We start from the raw sequence: 21,510 nt of genomic DNA on the forward strand, positions 1-21,510 counted from the left end.
CTCCAGCTTTGATGAAAAAGATCGCAAAGCCGAGCTTCCATCGTCCAATGAATAATGGCACCCTCTGCATGCCTAAATATTATGAATGGGAACTGGGATGGCGCGGATCAATTCGCGGCAGGTGGAGGCCTTCCGCGCGACGATGCTGACCGGCAGCGTCACCGAGGCCGCGGCACTGATGACAGTGACGCAGCCGGCAGTGAGCCGGTTGCTGCGCGACCTCCAGGCGCTGCTGAAAATGGAGCTATTCGAGCGGCGCGGCACTGGCCTCGTGCCGACAGCGGCAGCGATGGCGCTCTATACCGAAGTGGAGCGCTCCTTCGTCGGCCTCGAACGTATCACCGCCGCAGCCGAGGAAATCCGCGGCCGCCGCACCGGCTCGCTGCGGATCGCAGCATTACCGGCGCTGTCGAACGGCTACCTGCCGCGGCTGACCGGTCACTTCCTGAGGGAGCGGCCGAATCTCAACCTCGCCTTTTTCGGCGTGATCTCGCCGATCGTGGTCGACTGGGTGCTGAACAATCAGTGCGACGTCGGCTTCGCCGAGGTGCCGATCGCACATTCCGGCCTGCCGACCTTGAGGTTGCCGGCGCCCGCGCGCGTCGCGGTGCTGCCGACGGGGCATCGCCTCACGGAAAAGGACGTCCTGGAGCCGCGCGATTTCGAAGGCGAGACGTTCATCTCGCTGTCGGCGGGATCGTCGAGCCGGCATCTCGTCGACCAGGTCTTCCATCGCCACGATGTCCGCCGCGTGCTTCGGGTCGAGACCGCGCTGTCGGAGATCATGTGCGGCATGGTGTCGTCGGGGCTCGGCGTTGCGATCTGCGATCCCTTTACCGCGCAGGAATTTTCCACCCGCGGCATCGTCGTGCGCCGCTTCCTGCCGCGCATCGACTTCGAGTTCTCCGCGGTGTTTCCCGCGCAGCGCAGCCCTTCGCCGGTGGCGCTCGATCTGGTCGAGACCATGCGCAAGTCGCTTGCTGCGTTTGATAGCTAGCCGTTGAACGCGGCCTGCGCCTCCGGCAGGTCCCAGATCTTGCCGATCGCAGCTGTTCCTGCCGCCGTGATCGCCGCCTCGTCGGCGCCGAGATAGCATCCCGCATCGACCAGCACGCGGCCATCGACCATGACTTGATCGATATTGGCGCGGTTGGCGAGTGCGATCAGCGCGCGGCGCGGGTCGAACAGCGGCTGAAGATGCGGATGGGTGAGATCGACCACGGTGAGGTCGGCGGTGGCGCCCGGCTCGATGCGGCCGAGGTCCGGCCGCTTGATGACGTCGGCCGCGACCGCCGTGTTGGCCTCGATCAACTCGGGCGAATTGGCGACATCGGCACGCTGCGACGTGATCTTGGAGATCAGCGATGCCGCATTGAGTTCGCCGAGCAGGTCCATGTTGTAGCCGTCGGTGCCGACCACGGTGCGGACGCCATGCTCGGCGAACCGGCTGAAGGCGGCAGTGACGCCGGCGCGCGCGAAAACGCGCGGGCAGTTGAGCACGGTCATGCCGCGCGCGGCCATCAGCTTGAGGTCATCGTCCGAGCTGAACATGCAATGCGCCGCCATCAGATCGGGCGCCAGCAGGCCGAGCCAGTCCAGATATTGCGCCGGCGTACGGCCGCCATAGCGCTTGCCGATGGTCTCGACCTCGGCGCGGCTCTGCGCCATGTGAGTCGTGATGGGCACGCCGAGCTCGCGCGCCCGCGTGGCGCAGGCCTGCAAGAGATCGGGGCCGCAGGTGTCGGTGGCATGCGGGCTCATCGCAAGATTGATGCGGCCGTCGCCGCGATTGTTCCAGCGCTGATAGAGCGCATCCCACGTCGCCATGTCGGCGGTGCCGTCGTCGCCGGAATATTGGACCACACCATCGGGGCCGGCCTTGGCGTCCGACGTCGAGAACAGATACGGCGCGCCGTAGAAGCGGATGCCCATTTCCTCCGCGGCGTCGAACATCTCGGGGATCGAGTTGCGGAACGGCTCCATCACCGTGGTGGCGCCGCCCTTGAGGAGCTGGAGAATGCCGAGCCGCGCCACCGCAAGCCGCTCTTCCGCCGACAAGATATCGGCGCCGCGCTTGGTCAGCGGCAGCAGCACCGTGTAGACGATGCTCTGGTTGTTGCGGCGGCCGTTACCATCCTCGCTGTGGCTGCGCGCCACGGCCTCGGAGAAGCAGTGATTGTGCAGATTGAGCAGGCCCGGCAGGACGAAGCGGCCGGGACGATCGTAGACCTCGTCGGCGCTCGGCCTGTCGCGCGTGACTGCGGCGATCTTCTTGCCCTCGACCAGGACCCAATGGTCGCGCAGCACATCCTGCGTGCCGTCCTTGCGTGACAGCACATAGCTGCCGAAGATTGCTGAGGTGCTCATGCGGGGCGTACGTTCCAGAAGACGGCGGTGCCGTCGAGAATGCCGGTGATGTCCTTGCGATAGGCGGTCGGCTGCTTGTACAGGCCGATCGGAATATAGGGGATTTCCTCGAAGGCGACTGCCTGGATCTCGCGGCAGATGCGCTGTTGCTCCGCGAGCTCGGACGCCGCCAGCCATTGGCTGCGCAAGGGCCCCATCTTCTCGCTCGCATACCAGCCGGCGACCTTGCCTTCGCCGCGAATGTTGGTGTTGCCGGCCGGGTTGAGCCAGTCGATGCCCTGCCAATTGCCGACCGCGGCGCTCCAACCGCCCTGCGGAATCGGGTCTTTCTTGAGCTGGCGCTGCAACACCACAGCGAAATCGAGCCCGGCATATTCGACGTTCATGCCGGCCTTGCGCAGGCTATCGACTGCGATCTCGCCGAGCGGCTTCTGCGCCAGCGAATTGGTGGGGACGAGCACCACGATCTTCTCGCCATTGTAGCCGGCGGCTTTCAGATCGGCCTTGACCTTGTCGTAGTCGCGCGGACCGCGGAACACGCCGAGGCCGACATCGCTCGCCATCGGCGTGCCGGGCGCGAAGAAGCCGATCGGCGAGACCTGGAAGGCCGGATCGGTGCCAGCGACCGCGGTCATGAAAGCGGACTGGTCGATTGCGCCCAAAAGCGCGCGACGGATGGCGGGATTGACGAACGGCGGCTGCAGGTGGTTGAGCCGAAGCATGCAGGCATAACCGCGTGGATCGAGGATACGCGTCTCGATGTCGCCGGCGGCCTTGATGATCGGCAACAGATCGTGCGGCGTGGTCTCCTGCCAGTCCTGCTCGCCGGTCTGGAGCGCGGCAACGCCGGTGCCGGCATCGGGCGTGGTGGTCCAGACGACGCGGTCGTAGTGCACGATCTTCGGCCCCGCCGTCCAGTCCGGCTTGCCGCCGGTGCGGGGTTGGTAGCGGTCGAATTTGGCATAGGCGTTGCGGGCGCCCTGCACGCGCTCATCGGCGAGATAGCGGAACGGACCGCTGCCGATGACTTCGGTCAGTGGCTTGAACGGGTCCTGGCTCGCCAGCCGCTCCGGCATCATGAAGCAGGGATTGATCGCGGCCTTGCCGAGCGCCTGCGGCAACAGCGGGAACGGGCGCTTGAGACGGAAGCGGATGGTACGGTCGTCGGCGGCTGACAACTCGTCGGTTGCCTCCATCAGCTCGCCGCCGAAGCCGTCGCGCGCGGCCCAGCGACGGATGCTGGCGACGCAATCGCGCGCCAGCACATGCTCACCGCCGTGCCAGAACAAGCCGTCGCGCAAGCTGAGGTCCCATTGCAGTCCGTCGCCGGAGATGGCCTGCCCCGACAGCATCTGCGGCGAGAGCTGGAGCGAGGAGCTCATGCCATAGAGCGTGTCGTAGACCATGAAGCCATGGTTTCGCGACACCTGCGCGGTCGAATAAATGGGATCGACGAAGGCGAGATCGATGACGGGGATGAAGCGCAGCGTGCTCTGGGATTCGGCTCGCACGATGCCGGGCAGAGAGAGTGCCGGCACTGTTGCGGCAGCCTTGAGGAGCGAGCGGCGAGAGATGGGCATTACAAGAAGTTCCTGAGGGTATCTTACGTATTCAACAAGACCGCGCCGATCGCAGCCGCGACCGCCTGCTGCGCAGGTTCGATCACGGGCACGCCGATCGCCTCCGCGATCGCCGCGCGGTGAGACGCCATACCGGCACAGCCCATCACCACGACGTCGGCGCGACATTGCGTGACCAGCGCGCGGCCGGCTTCGATCAACCGCCCGCGGATGTCGGCGCCTGCCGTCTCCGCCGCGCTTGCGCCGACCGACCAGCTTCCGGCGTAGCGGCCGTCGACGCCCATCACCCGTGCCATGCGCTGCTGGCGGCGGATGCTCGATGGCGACAGCGCGATGATGCCGAAACGTTCGCCCAGCATCAGCGCGCGAAAGATGCCGCATTCGGCGATGCCCAGCACCGGCCGGCCGCCGGCCGCCTCGCGCACCGCATGCAGCCCGGGATCGCTGAAGCACGCGAGCACGAAGGCATCCGCATCGTCACGCGCCACGCGATTGACCAGCGGCATCACCACACTGTCGGCATCGCGCTGCGAGCTGATCCCGGGCGGCCCCTCAGCGAGGCCGATCACCTCGATGTCAGGTCCGCCGATGATCCGCAGCGGTGCCACCGCGTCGTCGATCGCCGCGGTCACCGACGCCGAGGAGTTGGGGTTGATGACGAGGATGCGGCGACGGGTCATGGCATGGCTCAACGGTTGGCGGTCTCGTGGCGCAGGAAGTTTTCAGCGATCTTCTCGCCGGTGGTGATCCAGACATCCGGGCACGACTTTGCGTAGGTCAGGAACTCGCGCAGCAGGCGCAGCCGCATCGGACGGCCGCTGCACTGCGGATGCAGCACGGTCGTGACCATCGCGCCCCAGTCGCGGGTTTCGTCGAGCTCGTCCTTCCAGATCGAGAGCACGTGCTCCCTCGGGAAGATCGAGCGCGGGCTGAAGCGCGCCGAGAGACCGTGCATCCAGTCGTCATAGCTCGCCGTCACCGGCAGCTCGATCGTGCCGGGCTTACCGTCAGCGAGACGATGGCGATAGGGCCGCACATCGTCGCGGAACGAGGACGTGTAGACGATGCCGTGACGCACGAGTGCGACGCGCAGCTCCTCGGTGAACTCACCGTAAGGAGCCCGATAGCCGGTCGGCCTGACGCCGAGCCTGCGCTTCAGCGCTTCGAAACCGCGCTCAAGCTCCTCCTCGATCCAGGGATCGCCGGGATCGGGCAGCAAATGGTGATAGCCGTGATGGCCGATCTCGTGGCCGGCCTTGAGAATCGACTCCGCCATCGCCGGATGCGCATCGACCGACCATCCCGTGACGAAGAACGTCGCCTTGAGATCGAGCTGGTCGAGCAGCTCCAGCAGCTTCGGTGTGCCGACGCGCGCCTCGTAACCGCCATAGCTCATGGTAATGAGCCGCTGCGCGTGCACCGCGTCCTTGCTGGTCCACGCGCTCTCCGCGTCGACGTCGAAGGACAGGAACATCGCCGACTTGTACGGCTTGGGCCAAGGGTATTCCGGCGCGGGATCTGCGGTGTTGGCTGGGGTGAGCGGGATGCTCTGGAGGGCCTTACTGTCCAGCATTGATGGTTGCCTTTTCGAGTGCGTTGTCTGTCAGTTTCCACTTCGCAAGCAGGGTTTTGTAGGTGCCGTCGACGATCAGCGCATCGACAGCCTCGATCATTGCCTGCTGTAACGCCTTTTCCTTGACCGGCAGCGCAATGCCCGTGAACTGCGTTGCGAACGGATCGCCGACCGGCGCATAGGTGCCCGGCTCGATATCCATCAGATAGGGCAGCGTCTCGTTGCCTTGAACGGCAGCGTCGATGCGGCCCTGCCTGAGCTGCGTGCGCGCATCTGCCGAGCCGTCGGTGCCGACGAACTGGATCGGATTGCTGCCGCAATTCTTCTGGCTCCACTTATCGATCTCGGCCGGAAACATGGTCCGGCGGCTGGCGCCGACCTTCTTGCCGCACAGCGCAGCCATGTCCTTGAACTCGGACACACGGGATTGCTGCACGAAGAATTTTGGACCGCTGCGCAAATAATCGACGAAGGAGGCAATGTCGTGTCGGCTCGCATAGTCGGTGAAGCCGGACAGGATGGCATCCACCCGGCCCGTCGAAATCGAGGGCATGAACTCGGCAAAGCTGGTTTCAGTCCATTCGATCTTGACGCCGAGCTTGCGGCCGATCGCCTCGCCGAGATCGATGTCGAAGCCCGACAGCGTGTTGGTGGCGGGATCGCGGAACTCCATCGGCGGATAATTCGGCACCAGCGCGATCTTGATGCTGCCGCGCTTGGCGATCTCCGGCGGCAACTCGATCGCCCAAGCCTGAACACTTAGAGCCGAAACGGTCATGGCACCGAAAAGCGCCGCCGCAACCAAAACTCTCTTCATCAACACGCCCCCCATTTCAGATCACTGCCGAAAGAAATGCCTTGGTCCGCTCCTCGCGCGGCGCGCCCAGCACGTCCGAGGCGCGGCCCTGCTCGACAATCGCGCCCTGGTCCATGTAGACGACGCGGTCGGCGACCTCGCGGGCGAAGCCGAGCTCGTGCGTCACCACCAGCATGGTCATGCCGCTCTTCGCCAGCTCCTTCATCACCGCGAGCACCTCGCCGACGAGCTCCGGGTCGAGTGCGCTGGTCGGCTCGTCGAACAGCATCAGCATCGGTTTCATCGCAAGTGACCGCGCAATCGCCACACGCTGCTGCTGGCCACCGGAGAGCTGCGCGGGATACGAATTGGCCTTCGCCAACAGCCCGACGCGCCGGAGCAGCTCGAGCGCCTCGGCACGCACCTCGTCGGCTTTGCGGCCCTGCACCTGGAGCGGACCTTCGATGATGTTTTCCAGCGCGGTCTTGTGCGGAAACAGGTTGAAGCGCTGGAACACCATACCAGTCTTCAGACGCTGCCCCCCGATCTCGCGCTCGCTGAGGCGATGGAGCCGCCCGTTTTGCTCGCGCACGCCCAAGAGCTCGCCGTCGAGCCAGATGCCGCCGCTATCGATGGCGGCGAGCTGGTTGATGCAGCGGAGCAGCGTGGTCTTGCCCGAGCCGGAGGCGCCGATCAGACACATCACCTCGCCGGGCCAGACGTCGAGCGAGACGTTTTTGAGAGCCTGGAACTCTCCAAAACTCTTGGCTACAGAGCGGATCGCGACGAGGGGCTTTGTCATCGCGCAAATCGCAATGTGCCGCGTGCAAAACGGCGTTCGAGCAGCATCTGGAGCGGCGTCAGGATCGAGACAACGACCAGATACCAGAGCCCGGCGACGATCAGGAGCTCGATCACGCGAGAGTTCGCGTAGTAGATGTTTTCGGCGTTGTGCAGCACTTCCGGATATTGGATGACGCTCGCAAGCGAGGTCGCCTTCACCATGCCGATGAACTCGTTGCCGAGCGGCGGGATCACCACGCGCATCGCCTGCGGCAGGATGATCCGGCGCAGCGCACGCAGCCGTCCCATGCCGATCGCCTGCGCCGCTTCATATTGCCCGATGTCGACCGACAACATGCCCGCGCGCACCACTTCGGACGTGTAGGCGCCCTGGTTGATGCCGAGCCCGAGCAGTGCGGCGAGGAACGGCGTCATGACATCGACGGCGCGCGCACTCCAGAGGCCGGGAATACCGATGGTCGGAAACACCAGCGCGAGGTTGAACCAGAGCAGCAATTGCAGGATCAGCGGCGTGCCGCGGAACAGCCAGGTGTAGCCAGCCGCCACCGTCTTCAGCACTGGATTGGGCGACAGCCGCATGATCGCGACGACAACGCCGAGAAAGATGCCGAGCGCCATCGCCAGCACCGCCATCACCATGGTGTTGACGATGCCTTCGAGGATCACCTTTGCGGTGATGAAGCGACTGACATAGGACCATTCGATCTGCCCATTGGCGAAGGCGCGCGCGATTGCCGCCAGCATCAGGACGATCAGTGCTGCGCTGAGCCAGCGAAACCAGTGCGGCTCGCGCGCGATCCGCATCCCCGACAGATCGGGAAAACCTTCCGCGAGTGCCGGCGCCGGCCTCATTGCGGCGCCGCGTTCAGCATGGGCTGGGTCACTGCATTCGCGCCCAGGCCCCATTTGTCGAGAACCGCCTTGTAGGAGCCGTCGGCGATCATGGCCGTGAGCTTTTCCGTCACGACGTCACGGAGTACGGAATCGTCCTTGCGGAACATGATGCCTTGATATCCCGTGGACAACTGCCCGCCAACGATGCGGTATTTGCCGGCTTCCTGAGCTTGCGCATAGGGCAAGGTCTCACTGCCCTGGACTGCGGCATCGATGCGGCCTTGCTTGAGCTGGTTGCGGACGTCGATCGAGTTCTCACCGGGAACATACTGGATGGCAGGCTTGCCAGCCGGCTCGCAATTCTGCTTGCTCCACTTATCGATCTCGAGTGGAAACGCCGTGCTGCGCGTCGTGCCGACCTTCTTGCCGCAAAGATCGGTGGCGCCCTTGGCGTCGCTCTCCGTGAGCACGAAGAATTGCGGGCCGGTGGTGAGATAGTCGACGAAGTCCGCCGTCTCGCGCCGTGAGCTGCGATCCTGAATGCCGCTAATGATGAAATCGGCGCGCTTGGTCTGGAGCGAGGGAATCAGCTCGGCGAATGGCGTCTCGCTCCAGACGATCTTGAGGCCGCCGAGCCGCTTGGCGAGCTCGTTGGCGAGATCGATGTCGAGTCCCACCAGCTCATTGCTGGCGGGATCGCGATATTCCATTGGCGCGTAGGTCGAATTGACCGTGAGTTTCAGAGCGCCCGCTTGCTTGATCTCGGCAGGAAGCTCGGCGGCTTGCGCTGTGGCAATGGCCGCCAGCGCGGCAAGACCGAGAGAAAGCGAGAGGCGTATCATGTCAGCTCCTTTGCCAGTGTCTTGCCAACGCCGTGCCAATCGTCAGTCCGCTTCGAGAACGGCCGGCTCGATGACGCCGGCGCGCTCGGTGATCACCCTGTATTGCTCGGGCCGCCGGTGGGCGTCGAAATTGAACATCTTGTCCTTGCCCTGGCGGCAGAGGTCGAGATCGATATCGGCGACGATCACCTCGTCGGTCAAGGTCGCAGCCTGCGCGACGATGCGGCCGTTGGGATCGACGATGCAGGAACCGCCGATCAGCCCCGAGCCGTCCTCTTCGCCGGCCTTGGCCACCGAGATCGCCCAGGTCGCGTTCATGTAGGCATTGGCCTGCGTCACCAGCGTCGAATGGAAGGTGCGCAAGGATGCATCTTCTGTGCTGCCGCCGTTGGGATCGTAGGCCGCCGAATTGTAGCCGATGCAAACGAGCTCGACGCCCTGCAGGCCGAGCACGCGCCAGGACTCCGGCCAGCGACGATCGTTGCAGATCATCATGCCCATGATGGCATGCGCCCAGGCCGAGCCGGCGCGGAACGCGGGAAAGCCGAGATCGCCATATTCGAAATAGCGCTTCTCAAGCTGCTGATAGCGCGCGCCCGGCCGCGGCTCGACCGAGCCCGGCAGATGCACCTTGCGATAGCGGCCGAGGATCTCGCCGTCGCGATCGACCAGGATGGCGCAATTGTAGCGGCGGCCTTCGGCGGTCTGCTCGGCATAGCCGACATAAAAGCCGACACGCAGCGCCCGCGCGCGATCGAACAGCTTTGCCACGGCCGGGTTCGGCATGCCGTGCTCGAAAAACTTGTCGAGCGCTTCACCTTCGAGCAGCCAGCGCGGAAAAAAGGTGGTGAAGGCGAGCTCGGGAAACACCACGAGGCTGGCGCCGCGGTTCGCCGCTTCCTCCAGCATGGCAAGCATCCGCGATAGCGTATGCTCACGCGTATCGGCTTTTTGCGTCGGCCCCATCTGGGCGGCGGCGGCGCGAAGGACACGAACCAAGACTGCCTCCAATCTGTGCGCAATGCTGCCTCAATGGGCGAATGAACCCTTTGATCCAGCATGCAAATCCGCGACCATTAGGCGCAAGGAGGGCTGCAAAAGCAATTCATCGTGCTATGATGTTTTGGCCCTGAGTATAATCGGCAGTGATATGAACCTGCGCCAGCTCGAGATCCTGCGTGCCGTCATCCGCCATCGCACCACGGTGGCGGCGGCCGATGAGCTGGCGCTGTCGCAGCCCGCCGTCAGCAACGCGCTGAAGACGATGGAAGCGCAGGCGGGCTTTGCGCTGTTCGAGCGCGTCAACAACCGGCTGTTTCCGACCGCCGAGGCGATGGCGCTCTACAAGGAGAGCGAAGCGATCTTCGCGCTTCACGCCAAGCTCGAGAACCGCGTGCGCGACCTGCGTGAGAACCGCTCAGGACATCTCGCGATCGTGGCGACGCCGCCGCTCGCCTACAGCATCATTCCCTCCGCTCTATCAGCCTTCCTGCGCTGCCGCCCGGAGACACGCGTGTTCTTCGACGTCAGGCGCTATGAGGGCATCATCGAGGGCGTGCTCAGCCGCGTCGCAGAGCTCGGCTTCGCGCTCGGGCTGACGCACCATCCCGGCATCGCGCATGAGGTGGTGCACACCGGCGAAATGGTCTGCGTACTGCCGCCGCAGCATCCGCTCGCCGACAGACCGGTGATCTCGGCCGCGGATCTGTCCGGCCTGCCCTTCATCGGGCTCGAACGCGGCACCCGGCTTGGCGAAGCCGTGCGCGACAGTTTCGCCCGCGCCGGCGCGCCGTTCCAGCCGACCGTCGAGGTGCGCTATTGCAACACGGCCTGCGTGCTCGCAGCCGCCGGCGTCGGTGCCGCCGTGGTCGATCCCTTCTCGCCGCACCAGAACGCCGGCCACGGTCTGGTCGTCCGGCCGTTCACGCCGACGACCCGCGCCGTCGCCTACATGCTATGGTCGGAGGCGGAGCCGCTGTCGCGTCTGGCCAAGGCCTTTCTCGGCGAGATCCGCAAGGAGAGTGCGCTGTTGGACCGCACAGCGCCACACCAGCAACATGGGGCAGGAAGCGACTGAGCTTCGCAACCTTTGACCTGAGGGGCACTTGGCACGCATCACCATCATCGAGACCGGACAGGTTCCGCCAAAATACCGCGAACAGCACGGCTCGTTTCCGGACATGTTCGAGCGCATGGTCCGCGCCGAGGATCCGACAGCCACGGTCGACGTCGTCAGCATCCCGAATGGCGATGTGCTGCCCGATCCGAGCAAGCTCGAGGCCGTGCTGATCACCGGTGCTGCCGCCGGCGTCTATGACGGGCTCGACTGGATCGCGCCGCTGGAAGATTTCGTGCGCACGGCTTACGCCAACAAGACGCCGATGGTCGGCGTCTGCTTCGGCCACCAGCTGATCGCGCAGGCGCTCGGCGGCACCGTGCGCAAGTCTGAGAACGGCTGGGGCATCGGCCGGCACGTCTATCAGGTGCTGCCGGAGAACGGCGTCGTCGACGGCGAAGCGGTCGCCATCGCCGCCTCACATCAAGACCAGGTGATCGAGCCACCGAACGACGCGCTGACGATCCTCTCGTCCAAATTCACACCGCATGCCGGCCTGCTCTACGCCAACGGCGCAACGCTGACAGTGCAGCCACATCCGGAGTTCGACGTGGAGTTTGCGCAAGTGTGCTGCGAGTTGCGCGACGGCAAGGCGCCGGAGGATGTCGTGGCAACGGCAAGGGATTCGCTGGCGCAACCGCTGGACAACGCGAAGCTCGGCGGCGCGATTACGAGGTTTTTGGCGCGACGCTGATTTCACCTCACCCCGCTTGCGGAAGTAATTCAGAACGGATCCGTTCCAAGCCCCGGCACATCCGCCGGGCGCGGTCCCGGCGCCGCCCAGTGAAAGCGGCGATCCTTCTCCGCAATCGCGATGTCGTTGATCGAGGCCTCGCGCCGCCGCATCAGGCCGTGCGCGTCGAACTCCCACTGCTCGTTGCCGTAGGAGCGATACCATTGGCCGCTCGCGTCGTGCCATTCGTACTGGAAGCGCACCGCGATGCGATTTTCGTCGAAGGCCCAGAGATCCTTGATCAGGCGGTACTCCTGCTCCTTCTCCCATTTACGGGTGAGGAATGCGACGATCGCTTCGCGGCCCTGAAACACTTCCGCGCGATTGCGCCAGCGGCTGTCCTCGGTATAGGCGAGCGAGACGCGCACCGGATCGCGCGAGTTCCAGGCGTCCTCCGCCATGCGCGCCTTCTGCGCAGCGGTCTCTCGGGTGAAGGGCGGAAGCGGCGGACGCGACATGATGGCCTCCTCGGTTGGTTTGGGGCGCAATCTATCCGCGCACGCGATGGAGTCGAGAGGCCATCGCCTATCGACCGATCACGAAATCAGATCGGCCTTCATCAGCGTGCGGATCGACTTGGGGATCGGTTGAGCCCTGCCGCCGCTGATGAAAGCGACGCGCACCTCGGCCTTGACCAGCACGTCCTCACCGCGCCGCACCTCCTGCGCCAGCATGATGGAGGCGCCCTTCACCGCAACCGGCCAGGTCACGATATCGAGCACGTCGTCCATCCGCGCCGGCTTGAGGAAATCCAGATGCATCGAGCGCACGACGAAGGCAAAGCCTGCGCCTTCCGTCTCGGCCTGCTCGAACAGCGCCTGCTGCTGAGCGCCCATCAGCCGCAGATGATTGGTGCGCCCACGTTCCATGTAGCGCAGATAATTGGCGTGATAGACGATGCCTGAAAACACTGGTTTGACGATGTCGCAACAGAAGCCTAACGGGTTGCTTTCCTTGGGTCGCTGGACGGCTAAGGCGTGAATGATGAGCAGATCTATCTATGCTCTTCCATAGCAAGCCGCAGCCTTTGGGGTGCGCTGCGCTATTCGCCTGAGATAAGCGCTACGTCTACACGCGCCATGACTAAGAGAACGTGAGCACTCCTACAGCTAGGTGGATTCCTCGACTCGGCGTAGGTTGATCGCTGCCCTCCGAAGGCGAAGGCCACACGTTCGAATCGTGTTGGGTGCGCCACTTCCGAACAAAACTGGGCACTCCGGCCGGAACGCCCCGCGGCCCATGACGAGGCGTTCCAGAAAGGTCCGCCTGCCGATGATGCGGATTTCGTAGTCATCGACCTCGACCTGGGCAACCACGGGCCGGATGTAGGCTCGCCGGAATGGCGTCTCGCCCGTCAGGACATTCGTTCGCATCACTCGACGAATTTAGCGATCTTCTCCTGAGTGATCCGCGCCTCGGGGGCGCGTTTCAGCGAGGGCGCGGTCGAATGCGACCTGCGCGACGTCCCGCTCGCTTTTTACAGCGGCGACGCGTTCCTTGGGTCGCATCTTTTGATTAGCACCATACGACGCGGCCATTTCGAAACCAAAAATGCGAGCCGCATTCCTTCTTCCTCCAGACCGAGGGATGGAGAGTGGCAGTCCCGTCGTCATGGCGTGTGACACGCCAGCAAGGGCGTTCATCAGGGAGAAGATTCATATGTAAAACAGAACGGCAACCGCAGGGGCAGATCATTGCTGCCTGCTCTTGGAAACCGTCCTCCTCGACGATGTAGAGGGTTCGGCGTTTCAATTGCTTGGGAAGGGTGTCTTCCACGAACAAGGTCGGATACGGCGGGACGATCCAATTATGGATACGCCCGTATGCGCCCCGCAGAAACCTATCTGTTCGGCCATATGCATTCAGCCAAAAGCGACGAAACCTGTTCACGTCTTTCGCCTTTCCGCGAGTTCCATGAGCCCCAGGAGTGGCGTGGTATCGCCGAAGCCGACCTTCGCTCCCAGGATATCGCAAATTCCCTCTTCAGGGTCGTAGATGAGTTCCATGCTCGCAAGGCTAAACGTGACCGCGGCATACGCGCCGTTCGGTTCCTCACGGTAGGGATGCAGGCGCGCAAGCATTTCGTTTACGGCGAGCGCCGAGGCGAACATGTTGACACTGATGACGGCGGGCCGGTGTCCGGCCACGCCCCTGATATATCCATCCTCCACCTGCCGGTCGTGAGCAGTCGGGTCATTCCGGCGCAAACCCGCAGCGGCGACGTCGCTCATCGTGAACAGTCCCCGGCTGACAAGGCTGGACCGACCAGGGCGCAAATAGTTCACGGTGCCGCAAACTTCACGGATGTGCGCCACGCCATCGAAATCCTTTGTCGCGTCCAGGCGCACGCCGATATCGAAGTAGGGAATCGAATAGTAGGAAGCGATTGCGTTGAGAAGATACCGCCCATCTACGGTGTCCATGCAGCCGAAGATGATGTCGCATTGAGCGACTTCGCGGATGACCTCGGGGTCCCACAGGTTTTTCTTTATAGGAATGTACCTAGTGCCGAGACCGGTGCGCTCGACCGCGTCGGCCAGCACGTCAACCTTCGGGCGCTTGTTCTTCACATCATCCATGGTGGAGTTCAGGATGCGGTTGACGTTGCGCTCCTCCATGTGATCGTCATCGACACCGACAATCACGGCGGCACCAAGCCTCATAAGCTGCTCAATGGTCGGGCTGCCCGTCCCTGACGCGCCAATGACCGCGAACGACAGCCGACGCAAACGCTCAATCGTGCCCTTGTCGAATGCCTGGGCGTGGGAGGCCACGAAGTCGGGCAGTTCGATACTGCCTGCATCCGCGTACCAAAAGTGCAGATCGTCTCCGGCAACATTTATGCAATAGATCGGATCGAAGCCGCCGGTCGCGTTTAAGATACGCCCGAACATCTGACCGTCCGGCAACATCACGGCGCTACCGTGCGGCACGTCTGCCTCGACCCATCCCCGGATCATCGGCAGAAGTCGCTCGTCGCCCTTATCATCTGTCAGCGAGAAGGCGGCATAGCCGCCGGGATGGCTGTGAACCTTGACGACCGACAGCCCTTCGGCGGCGGCGCGGTCAAGCATTGGAGCGATATAATCCGGCGGCCAAGTGACCCGCATCGGGGTCCGTTCCGAGCAATCCTCGTATGGGATGCCGTGAATCTCGCGCACGACCAGCCGATGGCTGCGGTCGCCCGCGCGGCTGCCACACAGTAGGATCGCGACGGCCTCGTCACCGTCGCCGGGGAAGAGGAAACTCTTCGAGTGCTCGTGCTGGTCACCTGAAAAGGCCAGGCTGATGGGAGCGGTCATTTCTCGAACTCCCGGTCAAGCCAGTCCTCGATCAGGATGACATGTGTCCCGATGTGATCGCGCCCGATCTTCCACGGGTTCGCGCCCGTGCGGTGGCGGGACCAGCGCTGGTAGGTTTTTCCGTCGAGTTGCTGCTGCGCCTCGGTTGCCCCGATTGCCTTTCCGTCCGCGCGCGCAAGTGCGGGGAAGAAATACACCATGTTGAGTTCGGTGTTCGGGTAGCCGGTCTCGATCCGGATCGCCGCCGTCACTGTCGCGTGATTATAACCGCGCGGCACCGGGAAATCGTGGATCAGCACCCATTGGGAGCCGTCCACGATGGTTTCCCACGGCAAACCGTATTCGTCGAGAAATTCCCGGTCGATGGGCAGCAAGTCAAACTGACGGCGGAGGGTCATCGCTCAACCCTCCGTCTGATCACGCGGCAGCGCTTTGAACTTCTCGACGCCCGGGCGGCGAAGATCGACGTGCTCGTTGAGCCCAACCTTCTGCGGTTTCTCGCCCGCAAATTTGACGCGGAGCGTGTAGTTCTCGGCAGGCAGGAGACCCGCGATGGTCAGGATCGCCCGACCGGTCGGGTTCGGTTCGTTCACCACGAACGGGTCGCCGTTCACGAGGATGCGGTAACCCTTTGAGAGCGGCGGGCGCTTGCCCAGTTTCGCGTACTCTTCGAGATCGACGATCTCGTCCAGCACCTCTTCCACGCCGGGATCGGCGCCCCTTTCTTCAAGGTTGTCAGTCATGCAATATGCTCCTTATGGGACGTATCCGGGCACCTCGCCCTTCCACAGTTCCAATATAACATAGCGCGCTAAGAATACCAAGCAGTTTCTTTGCGCGCTTGACGAAAGCGCATGACCGGAGTAGAATCATAATAGAAACAATAGCTTGCAGGAGCACCCCCGCCATGCTCTCCCCCACGGACGAAAGGAACACGTCGAAACTAACGCTCGGCCAGTATCTCGCGTCGATTCGCGTGAACCGGAGCCTGAGCCTGCGCGATGTCGAGGAAGCGACGAATAAGCAGGTCTCAAACGCTTACTTGTCGCAGATCGAAAACAACAAGATCAAAAAGCCGTCGCCGAACATTCTGCATGCGCTGGCAGAACTCTATGCCATCAGCTTCGAGAATCTGATGGATATGGCCGGGTACATATCCGGCACCAAGCGCGCCGATACCGAGCGGCACGGGCGCATCGCGACGTTCGCCGAGCATAATTTGTCGGCCGAGGAAGAGACCGAGATGTTGCAGTACCTTCAATTCATGCGGGCGAGGAAAAAGCCGGGTGACAAAAGCTGACGATAGCAGCCTCGAACCCGAAGATCTTCGCGCGGTCGAGGAGCGAGCACGGCAGCTCCTTGACCGCGCAAGCGCATGGGACAGATTCCCAGTGCCTCTTGAAGAAATCCTCGCCGCTGCAAACGTGCGCGTTGCACAAACCAGCCTATTCGATCCCATCGCCGTCATGGAATACTTGGCGGGAAAGGCAATCCAAACAGCAACCGTCGTTAAATCTGCCCTTGGCAAGTTGTTCGGCCTATACGATTCCGCTGACACGCTGATCCACATCGACGACAGCGCTATAAAGTCAAAATCCAAGAAGACCTTCCTGACCCTTCACGAAACCGCGCATCACGATCTTCCCGTGCACAAGCGCATGTTTCGGTTCTTCCAGGATAGCGAACAACATCTCGATCCTGAAATCTCGGACCAGTTTGAACGCGAGGCGAACAACTTTGCAAGGTTCGCCCTGTTTAAGGGCGACACTTATGCCCGGTATGCCGCTGACTGTAAATTCGACATCAAGACACCCATCACGCTCGCGAAAAAATTCGGCGCATCCAACTACGCCTCAGCGCGGGAATTCGCGCGTACTCACCATCGCGCCTGCGTCGTGTATATCCTCGAACCTATCGAGTTCGTTCCGGGTCACGGTGCGCGGGCCGCCGTCCGCCGTATTGAACCCTCCCCTTCCTTCATGCTTCAGTTTGGCAAGCCCACAGATACCGTTATCACGCCCGATCATAGTCTTGGCCGTATCCTGCCCGTTGGCCGAAAGATGACACGCCCCACAACCCTTTCACTGACGGATCGCAACGGCACCTCTCACGAGTGCGTGGCGGAGGCTTTCGACACGACACACAATGTCATCATTCTGCTTTATCCGGTGAAAGCACTTGGCAAGCCGACAATTGTCCTTCCGCCGGGCTTCAAAAACGTCGTTTAGCGCGGCCTAAACTCAGCCCGCGCCGGAGCGATGCGGATAGACATATTTCTTTCGAGTGGATACCGGGACCGATGGCACAAACAGGATTAGATGAAACGCTGAAGCTTGAGGCAATTTATTTGACCGGCCCTGTGCCGCGTAACCTCGGCGTCCTCACGGTGCTCGGAGCCGTCTTCGACAAGGTGTATTTCCCGGGAGTTCATATGCCGAAGTCCGGCTATGACCCCAAAGAGGTCGAGAAGGAAATCGCACGTCTTGAAGGATTAAATGACCGCTGGCACGACACACAATTGCTCATCGGAGCAATGAAGTTACTGCTGCAGGCAAAGACGCTTGGGCACTCGCAACGACCTCAACGTCTTGGCCGCACCATAAATCGCAAAAGCGGCGAGTGCAGCTACCCCAAGATTTGAACTAACACCAATCGCTAAGAGCATTTTGGAGGATCCGGAAATCGCCGCCGCATTAAAAAGCGGGCTGCCATGGAAGGTCGGTTTTGTCTGCCGGGTGTTCCGGATTTCCCAGATGATCCAGATTCTGAGACCCGCGCCCTGAAACCAGAGCGATAGCGAGTCCGGACCTCCGCTGCCGCCCGCGATGCCGAGTTCGAAGGCGAGCGCCTCGGCAAGCTCGGCGTCGGTCATGCCCTTCGCTGCGCGCTCCTTCCATCTCCTGGCGGACCCGGCGAAGCCATCGGTGGCCTTGATAAATCCTGCAATGCGGTCTTCCTCGCTGAGAAGTAGGGTTGCGGGCATGCTCCCTCATGCCGCTTCTCCCGTGATCGCTTCTGCCCTGAACTGCTCGTCCAATTCATTTTCCGGCGAGGCAGGCAATTTGAAGTGAGGACTTCACCTCATTTACGGCGCTTGCCTTGGGCCATGATTGAAATAGTCTGCAACGGATATCCTTATGGTGTGTTCGTGGGAGGGATGACCATGCAAGTTGCATTCGCTATGGGAGCCCTCGGGGCGTTGCTGGGTGTCTGGATCGCCTGGTCGCAGAGTCCGGTCGTTGTTACGGTGCTGCCGCTCCTGTTCGGCGTAATCGGCGGCGCTGGTGGTTATTCACTTCTGAAAATGGACTTCAGCAAACCGCACAATAAGGAAAAGCTTCACGTCACCGGCCTGGGTCTCGGAACGCTCTGCTTGTCCTGCTTGATATTCATGGTCGCCGCAATAATCTCCCGGCCCTTCTTAGCCGATTTGATTGCGCCAGATGATGTTGACGTGACCGCCTCGGCATCACCATTCCGCCTTGTTATGATGCGTGCAAGATTGCAGGCGCTCGGTGCTACGGGAAAGGAAATCAAGTTTATTCTGAAACCGCCGATCTCCCGTGTTTCGGACAGTGACCAGATAGTCATCCTGGCAAAAGATGCTGACGAGTTCGTCAAGACATATGACTCGATCTCCGAGCCCGATAAGGCCGCCCTGGAAACCGATTTTTCGGATCTTAATCCGGGCACGCTAGCGAACCGGTGCAGAGTATTTCTCGCGGAGAAAGAGGCGTTATCTTCAGGCGGCAAGTCCATGGACAATTATCAGTCGACCTTATTGATCACCCGTTTCGCCACGGTCGCCCTCGAAGCGAGGACCGGCAATCCTGAGAACGCAAGGCAGAAGACGCTCGTCAAACATCCAATGCTGATTGCCACACGCATAAAGCTCATAAGTGATTTGCAGGCAATTCGGCGGATTACTGAGGCTGACACACCTAGCCGGGAGATAGAGGAGGCCGATAAGGTTCTTCTTCCCATCCTGGCGAAGGCCCAAAAGAGTGCGGGCAAGACGGTCGAGATAGGCGGAATGCTTGATTCTCCGTCCGCGCGTTAGTTAGCGGGGTTGCCGCTAAAATGACCGCATAAAAATCGCGATCCTTCTCAGCCCGTCACGTCTTCCTAACGGTTCTTACGGCCATCGATCTTCTCGTGCCGCATTATATCGCGCGTCAACCCGCATTGGCGCGGTCAATCCCTCTATTCCACTTCTGCTCATACCTTCCTCCCGCCGTCCGCGTCCCGCATCTCTATCCTTCTCAATAATTCAACCGATACATTTTATCATTGGCGGGTGTTGTTGCAAAATCTGCGCAAAGCCGCGGATTTGGTCTGGGTCGGGGTGCGTTCGCGGGCGGCCGGGGTGCCGGACGGGGCGTCGCGCCGAAGCATCTGCGGACGCGGATGCGCCGGACGCGGCCCTGCCGGACCAATAGAACGCGCGCCAAGAGAGGGAGGGCGGCGCCTTCCCTGAGCCCTGACGAGAAACGAAAACCAGCCCAGGGCTGTCATTCGATCCTTGCGCGAGGGAGTGTCACCCGCATGGGCCGAGACGAGGCAATGCGCGGCTCGGGGAGCGGAGCGCGTAGAGCCAGGCCGACAAGGCCGGCGCGCCCCTGTTCGGCTGGAGGAACTTGAAACGCCCCTACTTACAACAAAAGAGGTGCAGAGCGATTGACTCGGGTGTGGAGGGGCAACACAATCACATGCAATTTATACGCGAGGCCGCGTTTCGCGATCATCGGGATATTTGTATACGAACGTTTTTTCAGATTGGGCGGGTTGCGTGAGATTGGGGGTTCAGCTTGCGCGCACGACGTTATTGGAGCGTCGCCGTAACGACGCTGATTAGTCTTTCCTTTAGCAGTTGCGTTATGGTGCCGCCGCGCGACGGCGCGGCAGCGATTGATGTCAACGCCGTGGTCACCCGCGTCAAGTGCGATCTCAGGAACATCGTGCTTGAGAAGGCCAGGAAGAAAATCGGAGGCGCGCAACCGTTTCTGTTTCTGAGGTCGTGGGCGGCGAAGATTCGCCTGAGTCTCGTGGTCGATGACAGTGCTTCGATTAATCCGGGCGCATCGGTGACAACTCCGTTGCACACGGTGAATAACGTCGCCCAGAGCTTTACGCTGGGCGTAGGAGCCGGGCTGACCACGCAGGCGGTGCGCCAGGAGGATGTCGAATTCCTGGTTTCGTTCTCGGACATCGACAAGGAGTTCCAGCAGACAAGTACGGGACCGTTCTATTATTCGTGCCCCGAGGATCGCGGACTCTTGCTCGAAAGCGATCTCGGACTCGACAAGCTGATTAATAACGCGCTGTCGCCGGTGGAAAACGGCGTCCTCGTGCCGGGCCGCAATGTGGGACCAGGCGTCGGTGCGCCGCCGCCCATTCCGCTCCGGGACATTGGAAAGATCGCGGCCGTAAAGAAAGGCGACACCGACGAACAGCGGAAGCGTTTCCGCGAGGCATCGATTACCGAGCTGACGGCATTGAACACAAAGTCTGCTGCAATTGCTGACAGGCTTATCAGCAATTTCGGACTTAATACTTCCGAATTCAAGAGCATGTCGGCAGAAGGGATCAAAAAGGAGTTGGCTCCCCCGGTGCCCGATCCGGCAAAACAAATCGAGGCCGCGAAAGCAGAACAAGCCAGAACAATTCTGGCCAATTCCGCTGAAGCGACTGAACTTGAAACGAAGACGCAGGCCATTATCAACAACATTGTCAAACCACGCTTCAGCATAGCGGAAGGATCTTTTGACCATTCCTGCGTGGGGTCTGTCGCGCAGCAACAGTTCGAGGCTCTCGCGCAATCGGCAAATCTGTCCGCTTTTGTCGTGCAGGCGGACAATACAAATGACGTTAAGGTTTCCAACACGGCGCTCGAAAACGCCCGAAAGGCGCATGACGCCGTCATCACTGCCACCAATCAGATGGCCAAAAACATGCTGGATTGCGCTCAAAAAACAGTTGTCATCAACGAGGCTAAAAAGAACGCACCGCCCCCGGTCTACGATCCCGTCTCGGCTATCACGGAAACAGTTAACTTCTACATCACGGCCACAGGGAGCATCACTCCTACCTGGAAGCTTGTCCGCGTCACCGCGCCCATCTCCGGAACGTTTATATCGGGTATACGCAAGGACACTAACACGCTGATCCTGACAATGGGCCGCCCGCAATCGGGGGCCGGGGGCATAGAAGCTTCGACGGCCATGAACAACCAGATCCTGTATTCTATCCTGAGCCAGTCGGGAATCACGGTCCGGCCGTAGCACCAGAAACAAGTCAGCGGGCTTCGCGGCGCGTTTCTTCACATGCGTTGCCTAATGGACTACGACCGGCAGGAACGATGAAAAACCCAACAATCACTATAGAGCAAATCGGAAGCCCGATACGGCGGCGCCGCCGTCAGCGTCAAACTCTGATCGGTCTCGGCCTCAACCGCATCGGACGTATCGTTCAGGTGTCGGACACCCCACAAACCCGTGGAATGATTGCGAAGGTCAGTCACCTGGTTCGCATCAAACTACCAAAGCCCAACGACATAAAATCGC

General features: G+C 61.7%; 23 protein-coding genes and 1 pseudogene. 8 read left to right on the forward strand and 16 right to left on the reverse strand.

The annotated features are described in order from the left end of the window. Positions 1 to 97: 97 nt before the first annotated feature. A complete protein-coding gene (locus ABIC09_RS15410) occupies positions 98 to 997 on the forward strand; it encodes a LysR substrate-binding domain-containing protein (RefSeq protein ID WP_354082262.1) in 900 nt (299 codons plus the stop codon). Here ABIC09_RS15410 and ABIC09_RS15415 read toward each other — a convergent pair. The 9 genes from ABIC09_RS15415 to ABIC09_RS15455 are packed head-to-tail and all read right to left on the reverse strand — an operon-like array spanning position 994 to position 9,795. Beyond that, a complete protein-coding gene (locus ABIC09_RS15415; protein WP_354109773.1) occupies positions 994 to 2,367 on the reverse strand; it encodes an amidohydrolase family protein in 1,374 nt (457 codons plus the stop codon). The genes ABIC09_RS15410 and ABIC09_RS15415 overlap by 4 nt on opposite strands. Beyond that, a complete protein-coding gene (locus ABIC09_RS15420) occupies positions 2,364 to 3,947 on the reverse strand; it encodes an ABC transporter substrate-binding protein (RefSeq protein WP_354109774.1) in 1,584 nt (527 codons plus the stop codon). Before ABIC09_RS15420 ends, ABIC09_RS15415 begins: the two co-directional genes overlap by 4 nt. 23 nt (positions 3,948 to 3,970) lie before the next feature. Beyond that, positions 3,971 to 4,627, reverse strand: coding sequence for an aspartate/glutamate racemase family protein (locus tag ABIC09_RS15425; RefSeq protein WP_354109775.1), 657 nt, complete (start codon positions 4,625 to 4,627; stop codon positions 3,971 to 3,973). 8 nt (positions 4,628 to 4,635) lie between these two features. After that, positions 4,636 to 5,520 (reverse strand): polysaccharide deacetylase family protein, encoded by an 885-nt coding sequence (locus ABIC09_RS15430; protein ID WP_354109776.1) that lies wholly within the window; start codon positions 5,518 to 5,520, stop codon positions 4,636 to 4,638. Beyond that, positions 5,507 to 6,337, reverse strand: a complete 831-nt coding sequence (locus tag ABIC09_RS15435) for an ABC transporter substrate-binding protein (protein ID WP_354082265.1) — start codon at positions 6,335 to 6,337, stop codon at positions 5,507 to 5,509. The genes ABIC09_RS15430 and ABIC09_RS15435 overlap by 14 nt, the downstream gene beginning before the upstream one ends. 16 nt (positions 6,338 to 6,353) lie before the next feature. Then, complete coding sequence (locus tag ABIC09_RS15440) at positions 6,354 to 7,118, reverse strand: amino acid ABC transporter ATP-binding protein (RefSeq protein WP_354109777.1); 765 nt, start codon at positions 7,116 to 7,118, stop codon at positions 6,354 to 6,356. Beyond that, positions 7,115 to 7,972 carry an amino acid ABC transporter permease gene (locus ABIC09_RS15445; protein WP_354082266.1) on the reverse strand — a complete coding sequence of 286 codons (858 nt, stop codon included), beginning with the start codon at positions 7,970 to 7,972 and terminating at the stop codon, positions 7,115 to 7,117. Before ABIC09_RS15445 ends, ABIC09_RS15440 begins: the two co-directional genes overlap by 4 nt. Beyond that, complete coding sequence (locus ABIC09_RS15450; RefSeq protein WP_354032347.1) at positions 7,969 to 8,796, reverse strand: ABC transporter substrate-binding protein; 828 nt, start codon at positions 8,794 to 8,796, stop codon at positions 7,969 to 7,971. The genes ABIC09_RS15445 and ABIC09_RS15450 overlap by 4 nt, the downstream gene beginning before the upstream one ends. A 42-nt stretch (positions 8,797 to 8,838) precedes the next feature. After that, entirely contained in the window at positions 8,839 to 9,795 is a 957-nt protein-coding gene (locus ABIC09_RS15455) for an N-carbamoyl-D-amino-acid hydrolase (RefSeq protein ID WP_354109778.1), read from the reverse strand. Between the two features lie 151 nt (positions 9,796 to 9,946). Between ABIC09_RS15455 and ABIC09_RS15460 the strand changes: the two genes are divergently transcribed. Both ABIC09_RS15460 and ABIC09_RS15465 read left to right on the forward strand, forming a co-directional pair. Then, on the forward strand, positions 9,947 to 10,873 hold the full coding sequence (locus ABIC09_RS15460; protein ID WP_148754055.1) for a LysR family transcriptional regulator: 927 nt from the start codon (positions 9,947 to 9,949) through the stop codon (positions 10,871 to 10,873). Positions 10,874 to 10,901: 28 nt separating this feature from the next. Further along, positions 10,902 to 11,606 (forward strand): type 1 glutamine amidotransferase, encoded by a 705-nt coding sequence (locus ABIC09_RS15465; RefSeq protein WP_354109779.1) that lies wholly within the window; start codon positions 10,902 to 10,904, stop codon positions 11,604 to 11,606. 29 nt (positions 11,607 to 11,635) lie between these two features. Here ABIC09_RS15465 and ABIC09_RS15470 read toward each other — a convergent pair whose 3' ends face one another. From ABIC09_RS15470 to ABIC09_RS15495, 6 genes are all read right to left on the reverse strand, one after another. Beyond that, on the reverse strand, positions 11,636 to 12,103 hold the full coding sequence (locus tag ABIC09_RS15470; RefSeq protein ID WP_354109780.1) for a nuclear transport factor 2 family protein: 468 nt from the start codon (positions 12,101 to 12,103) through the stop codon (positions 11,636 to 11,638). Positions 12,104 to 12,181: 78 nt separating this feature from the next. Then, positions 12,182 to 12,514, reverse strand: a complete 333-nt coding sequence (locus ABIC09_RS15475) for an acyl-CoA thioesterase (RefSeq protein WP_502917674.1) — start codon at positions 12,512 to 12,514, stop codon at positions 12,182 to 12,184. Between the two features lie 646 nt (positions 12,515 to 13,160). Then, positions 13,161 to 13,535 (reverse strand): ubiquitination-like system serine protease family protein, encoded by a 375-nt coding sequence (locus tag ABIC09_RS37435; protein ID WP_502917673.1) that lies wholly within the window; start codon positions 13,533 to 13,535, stop codon positions 13,161 to 13,163. Next, positions 13,532 to 14,947: a ThiF family adenylyltransferase gene (locus tag ABIC09_RS15485; RefSeq protein ID WP_354109782.1), complete on the reverse strand. Its 1,416-nt coding sequence runs from the start codon at positions 14,945 to 14,947 to the stop codon at positions 13,532 to 13,534. Before ABIC09_RS15485 ends, ABIC09_RS37435 begins: the two co-directional genes overlap by 4 nt. Beyond that, entirely contained in the window at positions 14,944 to 15,345 is a 402-nt protein-coding gene (locus ABIC09_RS15490; RefSeq protein ID WP_354109783.1) for an E2/UBC family protein, read from the reverse strand. The genes ABIC09_RS15485 and ABIC09_RS15490 overlap by 4 nt, the downstream gene beginning before the upstream one ends. Before the next feature lie 3 nt (positions 15,346 to 15,348). Then, positions 15,349 to 15,690: a multiubiquitin domain-containing protein gene (locus tag ABIC09_RS15495; protein WP_354109784.1), complete on the reverse strand. Its 342-nt coding sequence runs from the start codon at positions 15,688 to 15,690 to the stop codon at positions 15,349 to 15,351. A 164-nt stretch (positions 15,691 to 15,854) separates the two neighbouring features. On the opposite strand from ABIC09_RS15495, the gene ABIC09_RS15500 reads away from it, so the two are divergent. Both ABIC09_RS15500 and ABIC09_RS15505 read left to right on the forward strand, forming a co-directional pair. Further along, the gene (locus tag ABIC09_RS15500) at positions 15,855 to 16,247 is read left to right on the forward strand and encodes a helix-turn-helix domain-containing protein (protein ID WP_354109785.1); all 393 of its coding nucleotides are present in this window, start codon (positions 15,855 to 15,857) and stop codon (positions 16,245 to 16,247) included. Further along, entirely contained in the window at positions 16,234 to 17,175 is a 942-nt protein-coding gene (locus tag ABIC09_RS15505; protein WP_354109786.1) for an ImmA/IrrE family metallo-endopeptidase, read from the forward strand. Before ABIC09_RS15500 ends, ABIC09_RS15505 begins: the two co-directional genes overlap by 14 nt. Positions 17,176 to 17,486: 311 nt before the next feature. Here ABIC09_RS15505 and ABIC09_RS15510 read toward each other — a convergent pair whose 3' ends face one another. Then, positions 17,487 to 17,930, reverse strand: coding sequence for a hypothetical protein (locus ABIC09_RS15510; RefSeq protein WP_354109787.1), 444 nt, complete (start codon positions 17,928 to 17,930; stop codon positions 17,487 to 17,489). 180 nt (positions 17,931 to 18,110) lie between these two features. Here ABIC09_RS15510 and ABIC09_RS15515 point away from each other — a divergent pair, with 180 nt between their 5' ends. From ABIC09_RS15515 to rpmD, 3 genes and pseudogenes are all read left to right on the forward strand, one after another. Beyond that, a complete protein-coding gene (locus tag ABIC09_RS15515) occupies positions 18,111 to 19,007 on the forward strand; it encodes an AtpZ/AtpI family protein (RefSeq protein ID WP_354109788.1) in 897 nt (298 codons plus the stop codon). A gap of 748 nt (positions 19,008 to 19,755) precedes the next feature. Further along, the gene (locus ABIC09_RS15520) at positions 19,756 to 21,228 is read left to right on the forward strand and encodes a hypothetical protein (RefSeq protein WP_354109789.1); all 1,473 of its coding nucleotides are present in this window, start codon (positions 19,756 to 19,758) and stop codon (positions 21,226 to 21,228) included. A gap of 77 nt (positions 21,229 to 21,305) precedes the next feature. Continuing rightward, positions 21,306 to 21,479 (forward strand): annotated as a pseudogene (rpmD, locus tag ABIC09_RS15525) (50S ribosomal protein L30); the annotation flags it as partial. Positions 21,480 to 21,510 lie beyond the last annotated feature (31 nt).

Source organism: Bradyrhizobium sp. S3.12.5, from assembly GCF_040548225.1.
Lineage (GTDB): Bacteria > Pseudomonadota > Alphaproteobacteria > Rhizobiales > Xanthobacteraceae > Bradyrhizobium > Bradyrhizobium cytisi.

What these genes read in the sequence shown, in the direction of transcription:
- ABIC09_RS15410 (WP_354082262.1), top strand. Translation starts at nt 98, where the DNA reads ATGGCGCGGATCAATTCGCGGCAGGTGGAGGCCTTCCGCGCGACGATG.
- ABIC09_RS15415 (WP_354109773.1), bottom strand. Translation starts at nt 2,367, where the DNA reads ATGAGCACCTCAGCAATCTTCGGCAGCTATGTGCTGTCACGCAAGGAC.
- ABIC09_RS15420 (WP_354109774.1), bottom strand. Translation starts at nt 3,947, where the DNA reads ATGCCCATCTCTCGCCGCTCGCTCCTCAAGGCTGCCGCAACAGTGCCG.
- ABIC09_RS15425 (WP_354109775.1), bottom strand. Translation starts at nt 4,627, where the DNA reads ATGACCCGTCGCCGCATCCTCGTCATCAACCCCAACTCCTCGGCGTCG.
- ABIC09_RS15430 (WP_354109776.1), bottom strand. Translation starts at nt 5,520, where the DNA reads ATGCTGGACAGTAAGGCCCTCCAGAGCATCCCGCTCACCCCAGCCAAC.
- ABIC09_RS15435 (WP_354082265.1), bottom strand. Translation starts at nt 6,337, where the DNA reads ATGAAGAGAGTTTTGGTTGCGGCGGCGCTTTTCGGTGCCATGACCGTT.
- ABIC09_RS15440 (WP_354109777.1), bottom strand. Translation starts at nt 7,118, where the DNA reads ATGACAAAGCCCCTCGTCGCGATCCGCTCTGTAGCCAAGAGTTTTGGA.
- ABIC09_RS15445 (WP_354082266.1), bottom strand. Translation starts at nt 7,972, where the DNA reads ATGAGGCCGGCGCCGGCACTCGCGGAAGGTTTTCCCGATCTGTCGGGG.
- ABIC09_RS15450 (WP_354032347.1), bottom strand. Translation starts at nt 8,796, where the DNA reads ATGATACGCCTCTCGCTTTCTCTCGGTCTTGCCGCGCTGGCGGCCATT.
- ABIC09_RS15460 (WP_148754055.1), top strand. Translation starts at nt 9,947, where the DNA reads ATGAACCTGCGCCAGCTCGAGATCCTGCGTGCCGTCATCCGCCATCGC.
- ABIC09_RS15470 (WP_354109780.1), bottom strand. Translation starts at nt 12,103, where the DNA reads ATGTCGCGTCCGCCGCTTCCGCCCTTCACCCGAGAGACCGCTGCGCAG.
- ABIC09_RS15475 (WP_502917674.1), bottom strand. Translation starts at nt 12,514, where the DNA reads ATGGAACGTGGGCGCACCAATCATCTGCGGCTGATGGGCGCTCAGCAG.
- ABIC09_RS15485 (WP_354109782.1), bottom strand. Translation starts at nt 14,947, where the DNA reads ATGACCGCTCCCATCAGCCTGGCCTTTTCAGGTGACCAGCACGAGCAC.
- ABIC09_RS15490 (WP_354109783.1), bottom strand. Translation starts at nt 15,345, where the DNA reads ATGACCCTCCGCCGTCAGTTTGACTTGCTGCCCATCGACCGGGAATTT.
- ABIC09_RS15495 (WP_354109784.1), bottom strand. Translation starts at nt 15,690, where the DNA reads ATGACTGACAACCTTGAAGAAAGGGGCGCCGATCCCGGCGTGGAAGAG.
- ABIC09_RS15500 (WP_354109785.1), top strand. Translation starts at nt 15,855, where the DNA reads ATGCTCTCCCCCACGGACGAAAGGAACACGTCGAAACTAACGCTCGGC.
- ABIC09_RS15510 (WP_354109787.1), bottom strand. Translation starts at nt 17,930, where the DNA reads ATGCCCGCAACCCTACTTCTCAGCGAGGAAGACCGCATTGCAGGATTT.
- ABIC09_RS15515 (WP_354109788.1), top strand. Translation starts at nt 18,111, where the DNA reads ATGCAAGTTGCATTCGCTATGGGAGCCCTCGGGGCGTTGCTGGGTGTC.